Below are 18086 nucleotides of genomic sequence, written 5' to 3'. Positions count from 1 at the left end.
CCTCGCTACGAAATCTTCACGCCTTCTTTGGCGTCGATGCCGAGCGCCTTCAGCACCTCGCGCGCATGCACGAGGTCGCGCGTGCCAAAGCCCTCAGTGAACCATTGGTAGACCGGCGCCAGCAGCTCCCGCGCCTCGCTGGTCCGGCCCTGCTTGTGCAGCATCTCTGCCAGGCTGGTCGCGGTGCGCAGTTCCCATGACCGCGCCTGCTGGGTCCGGGCCCAGTCCAGCGACAGGCGATAGCTCGCCTCGGCGGCTTCCGTGTCGCCGCGCTGCTCGTGCAGCCACCCCTCCAGGCGGCGAATCTCGGCATAGTGGCAGCGCTCGCCCCAACCGGCCCGCTCGACCTGCTCGATCTGGCTCTCGACGATGCGCAACGCCCCGGTGACATCGCCCTCCATCGCCATGCCTTCGGCCAGCAGCGACTTGAGGTACGGGTTGCTGCCACCGTAGCCGCCGCCGGCTTCGCGCATGGCCAGCCCGGCCTGCAACAGGCGCACGCCCTCGGCCGCCTTCCCCGCACGAACCAGCGAGGCGCCGCGCCGCAGCGGCGCCATCAACTGCCAGAGCACCGTGAGGCTGTTCTCCCGTCCCAGGCGTTCGGACTCCTCGATGCGGGCCTGCTGCGCCTCGGGCTCGCCCCGGTACTCGAACACGTCCGCGCCGGCAGACAAGGCGAAGCCGCGGTCGAAGACATGGCCGCGCGTGCGTGCGTGCGCATCCTTCGCATCGCACTCCTCGACGGCGCGGTCCGGGTAGCCCAGCATCCAGCTCACCTGCGCCCGGTAGACGCCGGCGCCGGTCAGCGGATCGTGGTTGATCTCGTTGGCGATGTGGCGGTGCCTGACCGGGTCGTAGATCCGCGTCAGTTCCTCGATGTGCGCGCGGCTCGTCAGCAGTTCGCCGAGCCAGAAGGTCGACACGCTCATCATCAGGTGCGCCGTGATCAGCATGTCGCTGTCGCCCGTCTCGCGACCCATGGCAAGAAGCTGCTCGGCCCAATCCACGGATTCCGCGACGCGCCCCTGGCTCAGCGTGTTCGCGAACAAGCCCCAATACACCGCCAGCACATCCCGCCCGGATGCGGCGGAGTCCACCAACTTCAGCGCCGGCAGGAGGCTGTCCCGGGCCTCGGGCGCGGCCCAGCCCTTGGCGGCCATCCAGGAAACGCCAAGGGCGCGCCGCAGCGAGAGTTCGCACCGAACGTTCTCCACCGAGCCCGGCAGCATGGACACCAGCTTCAGGCCCTGGTTGAGATGCGAGATGGCCTCGATCAGCGCCATCCGCTTCAGCGCCAGCTCGCCCGCGCTCTGCCAGAGCGGAATCGCGGCCGTGGCCAGGCCTGCGGCGGTGAGGTGATGGGCCAGCACTTCGGGCTCGGTGACCTTGCTGTTGGCAAAGCGCTCCTGGATCGCGCGGGCAATGCTGGCGTGCAGCTCCTGCCTGCGGCTCTTGAGCAGCGAGTCGTAGGCCACGTCCTGGACCAGCGCATGCTTGAAGGTGTAAGTCGCATCCGGCGGCGCACCCTGGCACCAGGCCAGGCCCGACTCGGTCAGCCGCGCGAGCGACGCGTCGAGTTGCTCCCGGTTCATCGGCGCCACCGCCGCGATCAGCTCGTAGCTGAACACGCGCCCGATGGCCGCGCCGATCTGCGCGATGACCTTCACCGGATTGAAGCGGTCCAGCCGCGCCATCAGCGAATCCCGCAGCGTGGCCGGGATGGCCATGCCGTTGCCGGCGCCCCGGTACTCGTAGTGATCCGCCTCCTCCGTCAGTTCGCCGGATTCAAGGACGGCCTTGGTCAGTTCCTCCACGAACAGCGGCACGCCGTCGGTCCTGGCCAGGATCTGCTCCAGCAACCGCGGCGGCAGCGCCTTGCCGCCCGCCAGCCCGGACACCATCGCCGCGCCTTGCGCCTGCGTGAGGCGGGACAGGTTCAGCGCCTGCACGTGGGCCTGCTCCGGCCAGCGCGACTTGAACTCGGGGCGATGGGTCAGCACGACCAGCAAGGGGATCGATGGCAGGCGGGCGATCAGCAGGTCGACCACCTCCAGCGAGGTCGGGTCGGCCCAGTGCACGTCCTCGAACAGCAACACGCTCGGATGCTTGCGCGCCGCCGCCTCGGTCAGGTCCACCAGCGTGCGCAGCGTCTCCTGCTTGCGCTTCTGGGAGGTCATGGGGCGGGGCCCGTAGCGGTCGTCGCAGGGGATCGACATCATCGAGGCGATGAAGCCGACGTCGGCCAGCGGCCGCCCATAGGCGCCGACGACCAGGCCCTCCAGCTTGTCGAGCCTGGACGCGGGCGACTCGTTGCGCGCGAACTTCAGCCCGCGCTCGAAGTTGTGGGTGCTGGGCCAGAAGGCGCTGTTGACGTAGTAGGGCGAGCACTGGAACTGCAGCGCCTTGGCACCCTCGCTTTCGGCCCGCGCCCGGAAGGTGTCCAGGATGCGGCTCTTGCCGATGCCCGGTTCGCCCGACAGCACCACCACCTGGCCCTGCCCCGCTCGCGCGAGCGCCCAGCGCTCCAGCAGCAATCCGATCTCCTGCTCCCGGCCGATCAGCGGCGTCAGCCCGCTCTCCTGGGTGGCGGCCTGAAAACGGCTTGCCGCTTCGTTCACGCCAACCACGCCGTAGACCCGGACCGGCTGGGCAATACCCTTCATCGCACGCTCGCCCAGGTCCTCGTAGGCGAACACGCCCCCGGCCAGGCGGTGCACCCGCTGGCTCACCAGGATGCTGCCGGGCTGGGCCGCAGCCTGCAGCCGTGCCGCCAGGTTCACCGCCTCGCCGACCGCACTCTTCCCCGCCTCGGACACCACGACCACACCGGTCGCGATGCCGATGCGAACCGCAAGCCGCCCGGCGTCGGGGATCTCCAGCCGCGACAGCGTCTCGATGATCTCCAGCCCGGCATGGATGGCGCGTTCCGCCTCGCCCTCATGCGCCAGCGGATACCCGAAGAAGGCCAGGATGCCATCGCCCAACAACTGGAACACGTACCCCTCGTAGCGGGCGATGCACACCGCGCAGGCTTCCTCGTAGGCGTGGACGATGCGCCGCAGCACCTCCGGGTCGACCCGGCCGGCGAGTTCGGTGAAGCCGACCATGTCGCAGAACATGGCGGTCAACTGGCGCCGCTCGCCCTCGTCGGCCGCGCCTTCGTCGGCGGCTTCGGGCGGCGCGTCCGCCAGCGCCTCGGAGGCGGACGCGTCGCTCCGGATCGTGCGCAGGGCCGCGGCCAGCTTGGCGCGCAGTCCGATCGGCAGGCCCAGGTCCTTCAGGTCCGCCGCTGAAAGCACCAGCAACGCATCCCAGTCGATCTGCTCGCGTTCCAGTGTCTCGGCGATGGATGCCAGCCGATGCTTGTCGAGCCAATCCCGGACGTTGCTCATGGAGAGTTTGCGCTGCGGTGAAGATCGGCCGAAAGGTCGATCGAATGTGGACAAAGTGTAAGCGGTGCCTCATCCGGCGAACAACGCGAACGCCCGCCGTCCCCAAGTGAAAACCCCTGCCAGCCCCGGCCGCAACCGCCCGGCAAAGCCACGCAGGAACCGCGCCCGATGGGCCCACAATGCGCCGAACAATCCGATGGGCGCGAACAACCATGACAACAACCCATGACTTCCGCGGCAAGGCCGTTCTCATCACCGGCGCGGGCGGCGGCATCGGCCGCGCCACCGCACTGGCCTTCGCCAGGGCGGGCGCGCGTCTCATGCTGACCGACATCGGCGCTGCCGCGAGCGAGGAGACGGCATCGCTGGCGCGCGCCGAGGGCGGCGAGGCGATGTTCCTGCAGGTCGACGTCAGCCGTGAAGCCGAGGTGGCGGCGATGGTCGCGGCCACGGTGGCGGCCTACGGACGGCTCGACTGCGCCTTCAACAATGCCGGCATCGAGATCGAAACCTCGCGCATCACGGAATGCGACGAAGCGGTGTTCGACCGCATCATGGGCGTCAACGTCAAGGGCGTCTGGCTTTGCCTCAAGCATGAGCTCAGGCAGATGGAGGCGCAGGGCGGCGGCGCCATCGTCAACACCGCCTCGGTCGCCGGCCTGAAGGGCGCGCCGCGGCTGGCCACCTATGCCGCTTCCAAGCATGCGGTGGTGGGGCTCACCCGGTCCACGGCGGCCGAATTCGCCAGGCAGAACATCCGCATCAACGCCGTGTGCCCGGGGGTGATCCGCACCCCGATGGCCGCACGGTGGGCCGACCTGGATCCGGACTTGCCGGCGCGCATCGCAGCCATGCACCCGATCGGGCGCATCGGCGAACCGGAGGAAGTCGCCGCGGCGGTGCTGTGGCTGTGCTCCGACGCCGCGTCCTTCGTGACCGGAACAGCGCAAGCGGTGGACGGCGGCTTCACCGCCATCTGACTTCCGGCCTCGCACCAAAGGGCATTGGCTATTGCCCGCACGCACATTGCCTGCGCCGCCGGCCCTGTCGGATGATGTCCGACCTGGCGCCTGCAGGCTCATGCGGCGGCGAGCGCTTCATCCCTACCCGAAAGGAGAACGCATGGCAAAGGCAAAAAGTGCGGCCAAATCGAAGCAACCCAACATCCTCGTGATCTGGGGCGACGACATCGGCATCGCCAACCTCAGCTGCTACACCCACGGCCTGATGGGCTACCAGACGCCCAACATCGATCGCCTGGCCAGGGAAGGCATGAAGTTCACCGATTCCTACGGCGAGCAGTCGTGCACGGCCGGGCGCTCCTCGTTCATCACCGGCCAGAGCGTGCTGCGCACCGGCCTGTCGAAGGTCGGCGTGCCAGCCGCGCCGGTCGGCATGAACACCAGGATCGTCACCATCGCGGCGCTGCTGAAGAACCAGGGCTACGCCACCGGCCAGTTCGGCAAGAACCACCTCGGCGACCGCAACGAGCACCTGCCCACCAACCACGGCTTCGACGAGTTCTACGGCAACCTCTACCACCTGAATGCAGAGGAAGAGCCGGAGATGCCGGACTACTACCCGGAAAAGGACTTCCCCAACTTCCGGAAGAACAACGGCCCGCGCGGCGTGATCCATTCCTATGCCACCGACGTGGACGATGCCACCGAGGAGCCGCGCTGGGGCCGCGTCGGCAAGCAGAAGATCGAGGACACCGGCCCGCTGACCGTGAAGCGCATGGAGACCTGCGACGACGATTTCGCGGCGGAAGCCAAGAAGTTCATCGGCAAGCAGAACGATGCCGGCAAGCCATTCTTCGTGTGGGTCAACTTCACCCACATGCACATGTTCACCCACACCAAGCCCGAGAGCATCGGCCAGGCCGGGCGCTGGCAGTCGCCCTACCACGACACGATGATCGACCACGACAAGAACGTCGGCGAACTGCTCGACTATCTCGACGAACTGGGCATCAGCGAAGACACCTTCGTCATGTACTCGACCGACAACGGCCCGCACATGAACAGCTGGCCCGACGGCGCGATGACCCCGTTCCGCAGCGAGAAGAACACCAACTGGGAAGGCGCATTCCGCATCCCGATGGTGGTGCGCTGGCCCGGCAAGGTCCCGGCCGGCACCGTCTCGAACGGCATCGTGCAGCACCACGACTGGCTGCCGACCTTCCTGGAAATGGCGGGCGAGCCCGACATCGTCGAGAAGTGCAAGAAGGGCGTGGAGGCGATCGGCCGAACCTACAAGAACCACATCGACGGCTTCAGCCTGCTGAAGCACATCACCGGCGAGGAAAAGGAAAGCCCGCGCAAGCTCTTCGTCTACATCAGCGACGACGGCGACATCCTCGGCGTGCGCTACGACAACTGGAAAGTGGTCTTCATGGAGCAGCGGCTGCGCGGCACCATGGGCATCTGGGCCGAACCCTTCGTCACGCTGCGCCTGCCCAAGCTCTTCAACCTGCGAACCGACCCGTTCGAACGCGCGGACTCCACCTCGAACTCGTACTACGAATGGTTCCTGTACCACGCGTACATCCTGTACGGCGCCTGGGGCATCGCCGACCAGTTTGCTGCGACCTTCAAGGACTTCCCGCCGATCCAGAAGCCCAACACCTTCACGATCGGCGACGCGATCGAGAAGATGAAGGAGGCGTCCGGCGGAGGCTGATCGGCCGGCCGCGCGCGGGCGTATGGTGGCACTGCAACACCGGTGCCCGCGCCCTGCCCGCGCTGCGGCGGGCCCTTACTTCTGGAGCGCGGCCAGGTAGAGCGACTGGCGCGGTCGCGCCATCACGCGGCGCAGCATCGGCTCGAATTCCTGCAATGGCATGAACTTCGCGTTGGTGTCGAACGCGGGGTTGTCGTAGAGATCGACGAACTCCGCGGTGCGCGTGTAGTGCGGGTTGTCCTTGAACCGCTCACGCATGTTGCGGTCCATCCCGAGGTGGTGGAAGAAGTTGTAGCCCTGGAAGATGGCGTGGTTCTGCACCATCCAGAGGTTCTCTTCCGAGACGAAGGGCTTCAGGATGGCTGCGGCGATGTCCGGGTGGTTGAAGGTGCCGAGCGTGTCACCGATGTCGTGCAGCAGGGCGCACACCACGTACTCCTCGTCGCGTCCGTCGCGTGCGGCCAGGGTGGCCGTTTGCAGGCAGTGCGTGTAGCGATCGACCGGGAAGCCGCCGTAGTCGTTCTCCAGCAGGCGCAGATGGGTGATCACGCGATCAGGCAGCGTCTTGGTGAACTGGACGAAGTCGCCGCCGATGACCTGCCATTCGGCAGCGGTACTGTCTTCCATGCGGGTGAATGTGGCGCGGTTGTTCATGCGTGAGGTCTCCGGCTTGGTTTATTGCTGGCGGCTGCGCCGGCTCGAAAGGCCGCTGCCTTGCTGGCGGCGGCCGCTGGGGCAGCGCGCACCACGATCTTAAAAGGTCCCCTTCCGCGAGACGGTCACGCAGATGCCTGCGGCACCGAGCCAGTGGCCCGGGCGCCGGGTGCGATCGTCGGCGGCGCACTGTTGAGCGCATCGATCGCAAAGCCCGCCGCGGCCTTGTAGCGCGACATGAATGCCTCCCGCTCGGCGGCCGGAATCACGTCGTCGATGTTGTCGAACACGCCACCGCAGCGTTCGTCGACCAGGCCGAGGATGCCGAACGGCCCGGCGCCCCGATTGCGCAGCACCAGCGCGGAGATGTCTGCACACAGCTTGTCGTCGTAGGCCTGCAATGCCGCGGGAGTCACTCCCTTGTCGATCATCGCCGCGCCCAGCACGCGCGCATCGACGATGGCCTGGCTCGCACCGTTGGAACCCACCGGATACATCACGTGCGCCGCGTCGCCGAGCAGCGCCACCCGGCCGTCGACCCAGGTCGGCACCGGGTCCCGGTCGATCATCGGGTACTCGAAGAACTCATTGGCGCCGCGCAGCATCGCGGGCACGTCGAGCCAGCCGTAGTTCCAGCCATCGAAGTGGTGGATGAAGTCCTCGAGCGCGGCGCGGCGGTTCCAGTCGCCCTGCGTCCAGCCACCGGCGTTGTCGACGGTGATCTCGGCGATCCAGTTGATGGTGGCGAGCCCGGTGACCGGATCGGGCGGCGAGATCGGATAGAGCACCACGCGGTGCTTGAGCGAACCGACGCCCACGAAGGACGCGCCGGTGCGGATCGGCACACCCGGCGCGGTGCCGCGCCACATGATGGCGCCGCCCCACTGGATCGGCGGCTGCGCCGGATGCATCTGCGCACGCACCGCGGAGTGCAGGCCATCCGCGGCAATGAGCAACCGGCCCTCCACCTCCAGGCTCTGCCCGTCGCGTGTCTCGACCAGGGCGGTCACGCCGTCGGCATGGTTGCGGTAACCGGTGACGCGGTGGCCAAGCCGTATCGCGTCGGGGCCCAGCCGCTCGAGCGCCACCTTGTACAGCAGCATCTGCAACTGCCCACGATGCACGGAGTACTGGGGCCAGCGGTAGCCCGCGCGCAGGCCGCGCGGCTCCGCGTAGACATCGTTGCCATTGCGCCCGACGAGCGCCCATTCGCGCGCCTGGATGCCGATCGTGTCGAGCAGCGTGTCCTCGATGCCGAGGTCGTACAGCTCGCGCACGGCATTGGGTTGCAGGTTGATGCCGACGCCGAGCGGCTGCAGCGCGGCGACGGCCTCGAGCACGACACACGGCACGCCGATCTGATGAAGGGTGAGCGCGAGGGCGATGCCCCCGATGCCACCGCCTGCGATCAGGACGGGGCGGGAATTGGATGATTCAGGCATGGCGCGGATTGTCGGGGACGCGCAGCACGGTTCGCGCCCCGGCTTACCCCGATCCAGCCTTGGCCGTCGGCGGGCCCACCTACAAATGCCACCCAACGAAAAAGGGCGTCCGGTGGATGAAACCGGACGCCCTTGGACGTTCATATGGTCGGTGTGAAAGGATTCGAACCTTCGACCCCTTGCACCCCATGCAAGTGCGCTACCAGGCTGCGCCACACACCGAAGCCCTCAATTATAACCTGCGGATTTCAGTGAACCGCACCCAGAAGCTCGCGGATTTCGAAGAGTTCGCGGCGAAGCTGGTTGATCAGCGTCTGCCCGGGCTGTTGCGAGGATGCAGCGGCGTCTTGCTGCTCGTCTTGCAAGGCGGCGTCGAACTCTTCGCGATCAATCTCGATGGCTTCAACGCCCGCGAGCGGCGTCTCGCCCAACCTGCGCCGGTCACGCTCGTGTTGCACCAGTTCCTGCAGCTTGTTGCGCGCACCGCTAATGGTGAAGCCTTGGTCATACAGCAGGTCGCGGATGCGGCGGATCATCAGCACCTCGTGGTGCTGGTAATAGCGGCGGTTGCCGCGCCGCTTCATCGGGCGCAGTTGGGTGAATTCCTGTTCCCAGTAGCGCAGCACATGCGGCTTGACGCCGCAAAGCTCACCCACTTCACCGATCGTGAAGTAGCGTTTGACGGGAATCGGGGGGAGGGTTTTCTCCATTGAAATCAATGCCGTGCGCGCGAAACCTGAGAGATTACTCCACCGGCCTCAACAGCGCCAAGAACTATTCGGTCCCGACGCTCCACTCGACCTCCTGGGGGCCTTCTTCCGTGATATTTCCGTGAATCTGTTCCTTGAGCTTGGCGCTCGCATGGAACGTGGCAACGCGGCGCGCGCCAATCGGAATCGCTTCGCCGGTGCGCGGATTGCGCCCCGGGCGCGGCGCCTTGGTGCGGATCTGGAAGTTGCCGAAGCCCGAGATCTTCACATCGGTCCCCTCGATCAGGCTCGCGGCGATCAGGCTGAAGAAAGCCTCGACCATGTCCTTCGACTCGCGCTTGTTCAGGCCAATCTGTTCGAACAGCAGGTCGGCCAGCTGCGCCTTGGTGAGCGCGGGTGTTTCGAGGGCCTCGAGCGTGAATTCCATGTCCATCATCCTCGCAGGCGTGCGCCCAGCCTGGCGCCGAGTTGATCGATGATGGCGCGAACCGCCGGTTCGATCTGCTCGTCGGTCAACGTGCCCGCATCGCTCTGGAAGCTCAGGCGCACGGCCATGCTCTTCTCGCCTTGCGCCAGGCCGCCCGCAGCAGGCGCGGCGCCGTCGCGCGCGACCTGTGGCCTGTAGATGTCGAACAGATTGGCGCCCTGCAGAAGACCCTCGTCGCCAGACGCGGATGCGATGGCCTGCATCAGCGCATCGTGCGTGACGGCTTCCGCCACCACCACCGCGATATCGCGCTCAACGGCCTGGTGCCGCGGCACCGGCTGCGCAACGGGCAACGGTCGCGCAGTCACCGCATCGAGATCCAGCTCGAACAGCATGGGCGCCTGCGGCAACTCCCACTTCTGGCGCCAGCGCGGGTGCAACTCCCCCACCACGCCGATGTCGCAACCGTCGACGCGCACGCGCGCTGCGCGGCCCGGATGCAGCGCGGGATGCTCGGTCGGCTCGAAGGTCGGCAGCAGCGGCGCGAGCAGCGCCTCGACATCCCCCTTGATGTCGAAGAAGTCGGCGCCCTGGGCCTTGCCTTGCCAGCGCGAGCCTTCCGCATCGCCCCAGGCCAGGCCGGCCACCCGCATCGGCTGGTGGATGCCCTTGACGGTGCTGTCGGTCGTGGCGACGCTGTCGTCGCGCCTGAACACGCGACCCAGTTCGAACACGCGCACGCGTGGCGCCTTGCGGTCGATGTTGAACTTGAGCACCTGCAGCAGCGAGCCCAGCAGCGAGGAGCGCATCACGCTCATCTGGCTGGCAATCGGGTTCAGCAGCTTGATCGGGTTCGCGTTGCCGGCCAGGTCCTGCTCCCAGTGCGCCTCGACGAAGCTGAAGTTGATCGTTTCCTGGTAGCCCAGCGCTGCGACGCGGCGGCGCACGTCGAAGCGACCGCGTTGCACCTCGGGGCGCACGCGCGCGGTGATCGGCGCGAGCGGCGGTGTGGTCGGCAGGTTGTTGTAGCCGACGAGGCGCGCAACTTCCTCGATCAGGTCTTCCTCGATCAAGAGGTCGAAACGATGCGGCGGCGGGGTCACGCGGATCGTGCCTTCACCCTCTTCCATCGGCAGGCCGAGGCGCTTCAGCGCCGCGACGCAATCGGCTTGCGACAGCGGCATGCCGATCACGCGCGCCGCGCGCGCAACGCGCAAGGTCACGGGCCTGGCTTCCGGCAGGCGCAGGGTCTGATCGTCGATCGCGCCGGCCTGGCCGCCGCAGATGTCGATGATCAGTTGCGTGATGCGCTCGATCACTTGCACCGTGCGGCTGGGGTCCACGCCGCGTTCGAAGCGGTGGCCTGCATCGGTGTTGAAGTTGAAGCGGCGCGATCGGCCCTGAATGGCTTCAGGCCACCAGAACGCGGCCTCGACATAGATATTTTGCGTGTCGTCCGTCACCGAGGTAGCGTCGCCGCCCATGATGCCGGCCAGCGATTCGACCTCGCGCTCGTCCGCGATCACGCCGACTTTCTCGTCGACGGTGATCGTGTTGCCGTTGAGCAGCTTGAGCTGTTCGCCCGCCTTGCCCCAGCGCACCGTGAGGCCGCCGTGGATCTTGTCGAGGTCGAAGATGTGCGAGGGCTGGCCCAGTTCGAACATGACGTAGTTCGAGATGTCGACCAGCGCGGTCACGCTGCGCTGGCCACATCGCGCCAGGCGCTCGACCATCCAGGCCGGCGTCGCGGCCTTGGTATTGACGCCGCGCACGATGCGACCCGAGAAGCGGCCACAGAGTTCGGGCGCTTCAACCTTGACCGGCAGCACATCGGTAAAGGCAGTCGCGACCTGCGACACGGCGGGCGTCTGCAAGGGTGCGCCCGTCAACGCCGCCAGTTCGCGCGCCACGCCATACACGCTGAGGCCGTGCGCGAGGTTCGGCGTGAGCTTGAGCGTGAGCAGCGCGTCGTCGAGGTTCAGCACCTCGCGGATGTCGCCGCCAACGGGCGAATCGGCCGCAAGCTCCAGCAGTCCTCCATGGTCCTCGCTGAGTTGCAGTTCGCGCGCCGAGCACAGCATGCCGAAGCTCTCGACACCGCGCAGCTTGCCGACCTTGATCAGGAAGGGCTCGCCGTCCTCGCCGGGCGGCAGTTCGGCGCCGACCAACGCACACGGCACCTTGATGCCGACGCGTGCATTGGGCGCACCGCACACGATGTTGAGCAGGCTGCCCTGCCCCACATCGACTTGGCACACGCGGAGCTTGTCGGCGTTCGGATGCTGGACGGCTTCCTTGATTTCACCGACCACGATCTTCGTGAAAGGCGGCGCGGCGGGCTTGCGTTCTTCGACCTCGAAGCCGCCCATCGTGAGCGTCTCGGCCAGTTGTTCACTCGTGAGCGGCGGGTTGCAGAACTCGCGCAACCAGGACTCGGGGAATTGCATGTCGTCTCGATCTTTGTCTGGTTACTGGAATTGGCTGAGAAAACGCAGATCGCCGTCGAAGAACAAGCGCAGGTCGTTCACGCCGTAGCGCAGCATCGTGAGCCGGTCCGGGCCCATGCCAAAGGCGAAGCCGATGTAGCGCTCGGGGTCCAGCCCCATGTTGCGCACGACGTTCGGATGCACTTGGCCGGAACCGGCGACTTCGAGCCAGCGCCCGGCCAGCGGGCCGCTCTGGAACTGGATGTCGATCTCGGCGCTCGGCTCGGTGAACGGAAAAAAGCTGGGGCGGAAGCGCAGCACGAGGTCGTCGGTCTCGAAGAAGGTGCGGCAGAAGTCGGTGAATACGACCTTCAGGTCCTTGAAGCTCACGTTCTCTCCCAGCCACAGGCCTTCGCACTGGTGGAACATCGGCGAGTGCGTTGCGTCGCTGTCGACGCGGTAGGTGCGGCCCGGCGCAATCACGCGAATCTCGGGCGGCTTCACGTTTGGATCGGTCTCCGCGGCCTCGAACACGGCCGCGTGCTTCTTGATCTGCTGGTGTGCATAGCGGACCTGCATCGGGCTGGTGTGCGGGCGCAGGTTGTAGGGGATGCCGTCTTCGCCGTCGATGTCGACGTAGAAGGTGTCCTGCATCGAACGCGCCGGATGATTCGGCGGGTTGTTGAGCGAGGTAAAGCTGTGCCAGTCGGACTCGATCTCGGGGCCGTCGGCGACGTCGAAGCCCATGCTCGAGAAGATGGCCTCGATACGCTCCATCGTGCGGCTCACCGGGTGCAGTCCGCCACCCACGCGATGGCGGCCGGGCAAGGTCACGTCCAGCGCTTCGGCACGCAGTTGCACGTCGAGCTCCGCATCGGCCAGCGCCTGGCGGCGCGCATTCAACGCCGCTTCGATCGCCTGCTTGGCCACGTTGATGGCGGCGCCGCGCGACTTCTTCTCGTCAACCGACAGCTGGGCCATGCCCTTCATCAATTCGGTGATGCGACCGGCCTTGCCGAGAAAGCGTGCCTTGGCGTTTTCCAGATCGGCCGGCGCGTTCGCTTGTGCGAAGTCAGCGCGGGCGGTGTCGACCAGGGTGTCCAGCTCGTTCATAGAAATTCGGGAGAAGGAAATAAAAAAGGACTGGTGCCATTTCTAGCGCCAGCCCTCAATGCCGTTCAGGCCGTGGACACAAGCCGCCATCTTCGGGAAGACGGCGATCTGCGATACAGGATCAAGCAGCCAGCTTGGCCTTGACCTGCTCCACGATGCCGGCAAAAGCGGCCTTGTCGTGCACGGCGATATCGGCCAGGACCTTGCGGTCGATCTCGATACCAGCCTTGCGGATGCCGTTGGCGAACTGGCTGTAGGTCAGGCCCAGTTCACGCGAGGCGGCGTTGATACGCGCGATCCACAGTTGACGGAAGACGCGCTTCTTGGTGCGGCGGTCACGGTAGGCGTATTGGCCTGCCTTCATCACCGCCTGCTTGGCGATGCGATAGACATTACCGCGGCGGCCGCGGAAACCCTTGGCGAGCTTGAGAACCTTCTTGTGGCGGGCGCGAGCCGTTACACCACGTTTGACGCGAGGCATGTGAGTACTCCTTGTTCGTCTTGATTAAATGCCCATGCCGGGCAACATGGCGGCCATCGAAACCATGTTGGTTTCATGAACCGTCACTGCACCGCGCAGATGGCGCTTGTTCTTGGTGGTCTTCTTGGTCAGGATGTGACGCTTGAAGGCTTGACCGCGCTTGACGGTGCCACCGGGACGAACGCGGAAACGTTTTTTCGCGCTGCTCTTGGTCTTCATTTTGGGCATTGAATGCTCCTTAAATTGTGCTCGTGAGGCGATGCGGATGCTCCGCATGCTTGTTGGCCCCGAGACACTTCTTCATCCCACGCCCGCCTTGCGGCCGGCGCGAAATCCCTGCAAAACTTATCTGCCGTTCGAACTGAGCGATGCCGAAACACTTCGGCAAGTTCAGCCCGACCGAACTTTGACGATCAAGCGGCGGCTGCCGGCTCGGTCGTGGCCTTCGGTGCAGCCCCACCGGCCTTCTTGCGGCCCGGCGCGATCATCATGATCATCTGCCGGCCTTCGAGCTTCGGAAACTGCTCGACCATGATCGTGTCACCCAACTCGTCGCGAATGCGCTGCAAGAGTGCCAGACCCAGCTCCTGGTGCGTGATCTCGCGGCCGCGGAAGCGCAGCGTGATCTTGCATTTGTCGCCGTCCTCAAGAAAGCGCCGGATGTTGCGCATCTTGATGTTGTAGTCACCATCGTCGGTACCGGGCCGGAACTTGATTTCCTTGACCTCGATGACCTTCTGCTTCGACTTCGCTTCGGCTGCCTTCTTCTGCTCGTGGTACTTGAACTTTCCGTACTCGATCAGTCGGCAGACCGGCGGGTTGGCCGCCGCGACGACCTCCACCAGATCCACATCGGCCTCACCGGCGAGGCGCAATGCCTCGGAGAGGCTCATCACACCCATTGGCTCGTTTTCCGGGCCGACAAGGCGGACTTCCGGGGCCATGATTTCCCGGTTAAGGCGGTGTTGGCGTTCCTCGCGGTGGCGGCGGTCGCGAAATGCAGTAGCGATGGTCTGAATCCTTCAATCAATTTGCTACAGAATCTGTAGCGAAAACCGTAGCAACCACGCGCACAAGCGACCGTTTATCTCAAAATCAGCGTTTGTGTTGAATGTCTTCGGCGAGCAGTTCTGAGAACGCCTGCATCGACATGACTCCGAGGTCTTTGTTGCCTCGAGCGCGCACTGCGACGGCACCTGCTTCCTTTTCCTTGTCGCCCACGACGAGGATATAAGGGAGCTTTTGCAACGAATGCTTCCGTATTTTATACGTAATCTTCTCGTTGTGCAGGTCAAGCGTCACCCTAAGCCCTTGATTCCGCAGCGTTTTGGCTACTTCGAAGGCGTAATCGGCCTGCCCCTCGCTGATATTCAGCACCGCGACGTGCACCGGCGCCAGCCACGCCGGCATGGCGCCGGCATGGTGCTCGACCAACATGCCGATGAAACGCTCCAGGCTGCCGACGATGGCGCGGTGCAGCATCACCGGGAAGGCGCGGCCGCTCGTTTCCGTGACGTATTCGCCGCCCAGGCGTTCGGCCGTGTTGAAGTCGACCTGCATCGTGCCGCACTGCCACTGGCGGCCGATCGCGTCCTTCAGCGTGTATTCGATCTTCGGGCCGTAGAAGGCGCCGTCGCCCGGGGCGATGACGAAATCGACGCCGGAGCGGCGCAGCGACTCCATCACGGCATGCTCCGCCTTGTCCCACAGCACATCCGAGCCGACGCGGTTCTCCGGCCGCGTGGCGACCTTGTAGAGGATGTCCGTGAAGCCGAAGTCGGCATAGACCTTCTGCAATTGCACCGTGTAGTCGATGCACTCCTGGAGGATCTGGTCTTCCGTGCAGAAGATGTGGCCGTCGTCCTGCGTGAAGCCGCGCACGCGCATGATGCCGTGCAGGCCGCCCGACGGCTCGTTGCGGTGGCACTGGCCGAACTCGCCGTAGCGCAGCGGCAGGTCGCGGTAGCTGCGCAGGTCGCTCTTGAAGATGATCACGTGGCCGGGGCAGTTCATCGGCTTGAGTGCGTATTCGCGCTTTTCCGACTCCGTGACGAACATGTTCTCGCGGTAGTTCTGCCAGTGGCCCGTCTTCTCCCACAGGCTCTTGTCGAGGATCTGCGGGCCCTTCACTTCCTGGTAGCCCGTGTCGCGGTACACCGCGCGCATGTACTGCTCGACCTGCTGCCACAGCGCCCAGCCCTTCGGGTGCCAGAACACCACGCCCGGCGCCACTTCGTCGATGTGGTACAGGTCGAGCTCGCGGCCGAGCTTGCGGTGGTCGCGCTTCTCGGCCTCCTCGATGCGTTGGATGTATTGGTCGAGCTGCTTCTTGTCGGCCCAGGCCGTGCCGTAGATGCGCTGCAACTGCTCGTTCTTCGCGTCGCCGCGCCAGTAGGCGCCGGCCAGCTTCGTGAGCTTGAAGACCTTCAGGAAGCGCGTGTTCGGCACGTGCGGGCCGCGGCACATGTCGACGTATTCCTGGTGGTAGTAGAGGCCCATGGCCTGCTCGTCGGGCATGTCCTCGACCAGACGCAGCTTGTATTCCTCGCCGCGGGACTTGAAGACCTCGATGACATCGGCGCGCGGCGTCATCTTCTTGACGACGTCGTAGTCCTGCGCGATCAACTCGCGCATGCGCGCCTCGATGGCGGCCATGTCTTCGGGCGTAAAGGGGCGCTCGTAGGAAATGTCGTAGTAGAAACCCTCCTCGATCACCGGGCCGATCACCATCTTGGCCGTCGGGTAGAGCTGCTTCACCGCATGGCCGACCAGGTGGGCCGTCGAGTGGCGGATGATTTCCAGGCCTTCGTCATCGCGCGGCGTGATGATCTGGAGCTTGGCGCTGTGGTCGATGATGTCGCTGGCGTCGACCAGCTTGCCGTCGACCTTGCCGGCCAGCGTCATCTTGGCTAGGCCGGGGCCGATGGACTGGGCCACTTCGGCCACGGAGACGGGGCCGGGGAACTCGCGCTGCGAGTTGTCGGGGAGCGTGATCTGGATCATGAAGAAAACCTCTGGAGATAAAAGCAAAAAGCGCGGTGGGAGCCGCGCTTTGCTGGTTCTGGGTGCCGGTCGAGACCAGCGTGCGCGGGCTACCGGCCGCTTCCTTGAAGGAAAGAGCCGTTGAAAACGGTTGCCGTAGTTCGCGGTGTCATAACCAGATTGCCTTTCTCGCCCTTGTTGAGAGTAGAGCCCGCCATTCTAGCCGCGCGCCTCAAAAAGCAAACTTGAGCGGCATTGCCTGAAGCGGCCGTCGCGACACCGCCTGTACGTTCGGCAACGCAGGTTCGTCTCGATCATCGCGATCTCTCAGTGGCGCGACATCAGGCAAGGTTCTTCAGACCGAGCACCTCGATCGGCTGGATCGACGGTGGCTCGCTGAACAGTTCATCGGCCTTTGCCATGAGCGCCTGCGCGATGGGGCCGCTCAGGTGAGCCTGCCGGCCGGCCTCGTCCGCGAACGCGTCGAACACGCCGAATGTCGTCGGCCCGAGGCGCAGTGCGAACCAGATCGGCGTTGTCTTTTCCTGATGCGCCAGCGCGAGGCCGGTCTCGAGGAACTTCTCGACATCGGCCTCCTTGCCGGGCTTGGCTTCGAGGCGGGCGAACAGTGCGAGCTTGATCATGGGGGTACTCCGGCGTGTGCGTGATGCGGCGCGCGGTATTGCGCGACCCAAGGTGGACTCTAGGCAGCCACGCGGGTTGCGGCTATTGGCATTTTTGACATCTTTGATATCGTTATTGCCATGAAGCTCCAAGTCTTGGTCCTCGACGGCGTATTCGATACCGGCCTCGCCACGGTGCTCGACGTGTTCACGACGGCGAACGAGCTTGCCGGCATGCTGCAACTCGATGTCGCGCGCTTCGAGCTGACGGTGGTGGGCATGCGCGCTCGGGTGCGCACCGCGCAAGGCTTCACGGTTCCGGTGACCCGGCTCGCCAATGGAGGCGCAGCCGACTGGTTCATCGTGCCCGCGCTGGGCTGCAAGATGCCCGACGTGCTGGCACCCGCGCTGCAACGCCCGGATGTGCGTGATGCTTGCACCGCATTGAAAGAGGGAGTGGGCGCTGGCAGCAAGGTTGCGGCGGCCTGCGTCGGCACGTTCGTGGTGGCCGAGTCGGGGTTGCTCGATCACCACAAGGCCACGACCACCTGGTGGCTCGCGTCGATGTTCAGGCAGCGCTACCCGGCCGTGCAACTCGACGACTCGCGCATGGTGGTGGCCTCCGGCGACATGGTGACCGCGGGTGCCGCGCTGAGCCACGTCGACATGGCGCTCTGGCTGGTGCGGCAAGCCAGTCCGGAGTTGGCGTCGCTGGTGGCCCGCTACCTGATCGTCGACTCGCGGCCTTCTCAATCGGCCTATGTGATCCAGGACCACCTCGCGCACTCGGACCCGTTGGTGGAGCGCTTCGAACGTTGGGCGCGCGGCCGGCTGGCCGATGGTTTCTCGCTGGACGACGCGGCCGATGCAGCCGGCACCAGCAAGCGGACGTTGGCGCGGCGCATGCAACAGGTGCTGGGCAAGAGCCCGCTCTCGTACTTCCAGGACCTGCGCGTCGAGCGCGCGGTGCACCTGCTGAAGACCAGCGACAAGAGCCTGGAGCAGATTGCCGGGCTGGTCGGCTATGCGGATGGCGTCACGTTGCGCAGCCTGCTTCGGCAGAAGCTGGGACGCGGCGTGCGCGAGATGCGCATGAGCGAATAGCGCAGGGGGAAATGTCTCAGCTTGCAGTGACCGCTCTTCCAGGCTTCCTC

General features: G+C 65.6%; 15 protein-coding genes and 1 tRNA gene. 3 read left to right on the top strand and 13 right to left on the bottom strand.

The genetic code is table 11. From position 1 onward, the window contains the following. Window positions 1-5: 5 nt before the first annotated feature. Window positions 6-3392: an AAA family ATPase gene (locus HB681_RS25680; RefSeq protein WP_213957700.1), complete on the bottom strand. Its 3387-nt coding sequence runs from the start codon at window positions 3390-3392 to the stop codon at window positions 6-8. 212 nt (window positions 3393-3604) lie between these two features. Between HB681_RS25680 and HB681_RS25675 the strand changes: the two genes are divergently transcribed. Together HB681_RS25675 and HB681_RS25670 are read left to right on the top strand one after the other, a co-directional pair. Continuing rightward, on the top strand, window positions 3605-4372 hold the full coding sequence (locus HB681_RS25675; RefSeq protein ID WP_213957699.1) for an SDR family oxidoreductase: 768 nt from the start codon (window positions 3605-3607) through the stop codon (window positions 4370-4372). A gap of 142 nt (window positions 4373-4514) precedes the next feature. Continuing rightward, window positions 4515-6074 carry an arylsulfatase gene (locus tag HB681_RS25670; RefSeq protein WP_213957698.1) on the top strand — a complete coding sequence of 520 codons (1560 nt, stop codon included), beginning with the start codon at window positions 4515-4517 and terminating at the stop codon, window positions 6072-6074. A gap of 75 nt (window positions 6075-6149) precedes the next feature. Here the strand turns inward: HB681_RS25670 and HB681_RS25665 are convergent, their stop codons facing one another. From HB681_RS25665 to HB681_RS25610, 12 genes are all read right to left on the bottom strand, one after another. Next, a complete protein-coding gene (locus tag HB681_RS25665) occupies window positions 6150-6728 on the bottom strand; it encodes an HD domain-containing protein (RefSeq protein WP_213957697.1) in 579 nt (192 codons plus the stop codon). A 125-nt stretch (window positions 6729-6853) separates the two neighbouring features. Continuing rightward, window positions 6854-8170, bottom strand: a complete 1317-nt coding sequence (locus HB681_RS25660; protein WP_213957696.1) for a flavin-dependent oxidoreductase — start codon at window positions 8168-8170, stop codon at window positions 6854-6856. Window positions 8171-8315: 145 nt separating this feature from the next. Next, window positions 8316-8392, bottom strand: a tRNA-Pro gene (locus tag HB681_RS25655). 26 nt (window positions 8393-8418) lie between these two features. Continuing rightward, window positions 8419-8880, bottom strand: a complete 462-nt coding sequence (locus tag HB681_RS25650) for a MerR family transcriptional regulator (RefSeq protein ID WP_213957695.1) — start codon at window positions 8878-8880, stop codon at window positions 8419-8421. Window positions 8881-8944: 64 nt separating this feature from the next. After that, window positions 8945-9316, bottom strand: a complete 372-nt coding sequence (locus tag HB681_RS25645; protein WP_213957694.1) for an integration host factor subunit alpha — start codon at window positions 9314-9316, stop codon at window positions 8945-8947. After that, window positions 9313-11754, bottom strand: a complete 2442-nt coding sequence (pheT, locus tag HB681_RS25640; RefSeq protein WP_213957693.1) for a phenylalanine--tRNA ligase subunit beta — start codon at window positions 11752-11754, stop codon at window positions 9313-9315. Before pheT ends, HB681_RS25645 begins: the two co-directional genes overlap by 4 nt. 21 nt (window positions 11755-11775) lie before the next feature. Next, window positions 11776-12846: a phenylalanine--tRNA ligase subunit alpha gene (gene pheS, locus HB681_RS25635; protein ID WP_213957692.1), complete on the bottom strand. Its 1071-nt coding sequence runs from the start codon at window positions 12844-12846 to the stop codon at window positions 11776-11778. Between the two features lie 121 nt (window positions 12847-12967). Beyond that, window positions 12968-13327, bottom strand: coding sequence for a 50S ribosomal protein L20 (gene rplT / locus HB681_RS25630; protein WP_213957691.1), 360 nt, complete (start codon window positions 13325-13327; stop codon window positions 12968-12970). Between the two features lie 24 nt (window positions 13328-13351). Beyond that, window positions 13352-13555 (bottom strand): 50S ribosomal protein L35, encoded by a 204-nt coding sequence (rpmI, locus tag HB681_RS25625; RefSeq protein WP_132733279.1) that lies wholly within the window; start codon window positions 13553-13555, stop codon window positions 13352-13354. 185 nt (window positions 13556-13740) lie between these two features. Next, window positions 13741-14346 (bottom strand): translation initiation factor IF-3, encoded by a 606-nt coding sequence (gene infC / locus HB681_RS25620; protein ID WP_213957791.1) that lies wholly within the window; start codon window positions 14344-14346, stop codon window positions 13741-13743. 76 nt (window positions 14347-14422) lie between these two features. Beyond that, window positions 14423-16330, bottom strand: a complete 1908-nt coding sequence (gene thrS / locus HB681_RS25615; RefSeq protein WP_213957690.1) for a threonine--tRNA ligase — start codon at window positions 16328-16330, stop codon at window positions 14423-14425. A 320-nt stretch (window positions 16331-16650) separates the two neighbouring features. Further along, window positions 16651-16953, bottom strand: a complete 303-nt coding sequence (locus HB681_RS25610) for an antibiotic biosynthesis monooxygenase (RefSeq protein ID WP_213957689.1) — start codon at window positions 16951-16953, stop codon at window positions 16651-16653. Between the two features lie 120 nt (window positions 16954-17073). On the opposite strand from HB681_RS25610, the gene HB681_RS25605 reads away from it, so the two are divergent. Then, window positions 17074-18036: a helix-turn-helix domain-containing protein gene (locus HB681_RS25605; protein ID WP_213957688.1), complete on the top strand. Its 963-nt coding sequence runs from the start codon at window positions 17074-17076 to the stop codon at window positions 18034-18036. The last annotated feature ends 50 nt before the right edge of the window (window positions 18037-18086 follow it).

This window comes from Variovorax sp. dw_954 (genome assembly GCF_018449755.1).
GTDB lineage: Bacteria > Pseudomonadota > Gammaproteobacteria > Burkholderiales > Burkholderiaceae_C > Variovorax.
This window is presented reverse-complemented; position numbering and strand designations above follow the sequence as displayed.

Coding starts and splice junctions, on each gene's coding strand:
- HB681_RS25680 (WP_213957700.1), bottom strand. CDS start 3,392: ATGAGCAACGTCCGGGATTGGCTCGACAAGCATCGGCTGGCATCCATC.
- HB681_RS25675 (WP_213957699.1), top strand. CDS start 3,605: ATGACAACAACCCATGACTTCCGCGGCAAGGCCGTTCTCATCACCGGC.
- HB681_RS25670 (WP_213957698.1), top strand. CDS start 4,515: ATGGCAAAGGCAAAAAGTGCGGCCAAATCGAAGCAACCCAACATCCTC.
- HB681_RS25665 (WP_213957697.1), bottom strand. CDS start 6,728: ATGAACAACCGCGCCACATTCACCCGCATGGAAGACAGTACCGCTGCC.
- HB681_RS25660 (WP_213957696.1), bottom strand. CDS start 8,170: ATGCCTGAATCATCCAATTCCCGCCCCGTCCTGATCGCAGGCGGTGGC.
- HB681_RS25650 (WP_213957695.1), bottom strand. CDS start 8,880: ATGGAGAAAACCCTCCCCCCGATTCCCGTCAAACGCTACTTCACGATC.
- HB681_RS25645 (WP_213957694.1), bottom strand. CDS start 9,316: ATGATGGACATGGAATTCACGCTCGAGGCCCTCGAAACACCCGCGCTC.
- pheT (WP_213957693.1), bottom strand. CDS start 11,754: ATGCAATTCCCCGAGTCCTGGTTGCGCGAGTTCTGCAACCCGCCGCTC.
- pheS (WP_213957692.1), bottom strand. CDS start 12,846: ATGAACGAGCTGGACACCCTGGTCGACACCGCCCGCGCTGACTTCGCA.
- rplT (WP_213957691.1), bottom strand. CDS start 13,327: ATGCCTCGCGTCAAACGTGGTGTAACGGCTCGCGCCCGCCACAAGAAG.
- rpmI (WP_132733279.1), bottom strand. CDS start 13,555: ATGCCCAAAATGAAGACCAAGAGCAGCGCGAAAAAACGTTTCCGCGTT.
- thrS (WP_213957690.1), bottom strand. CDS start 16,330: ATGATCCAGATCACGCTCCCCGACAACTCGCAGCGCGAGTTCCCCGGC.
- HB681_RS25610 (WP_213957689.1), bottom strand. CDS start 16,953: ATGATCAAGCTCGCACTGTTCGCCCGCCTCGAAGCCAAGCCCGGCAAG.
- HB681_RS25605 (WP_213957688.1), top strand. CDS start 17,074: ATGAAGCTCCAAGTCTTGGTCCTCGACGGCGTATTCGATACCGGCCTC.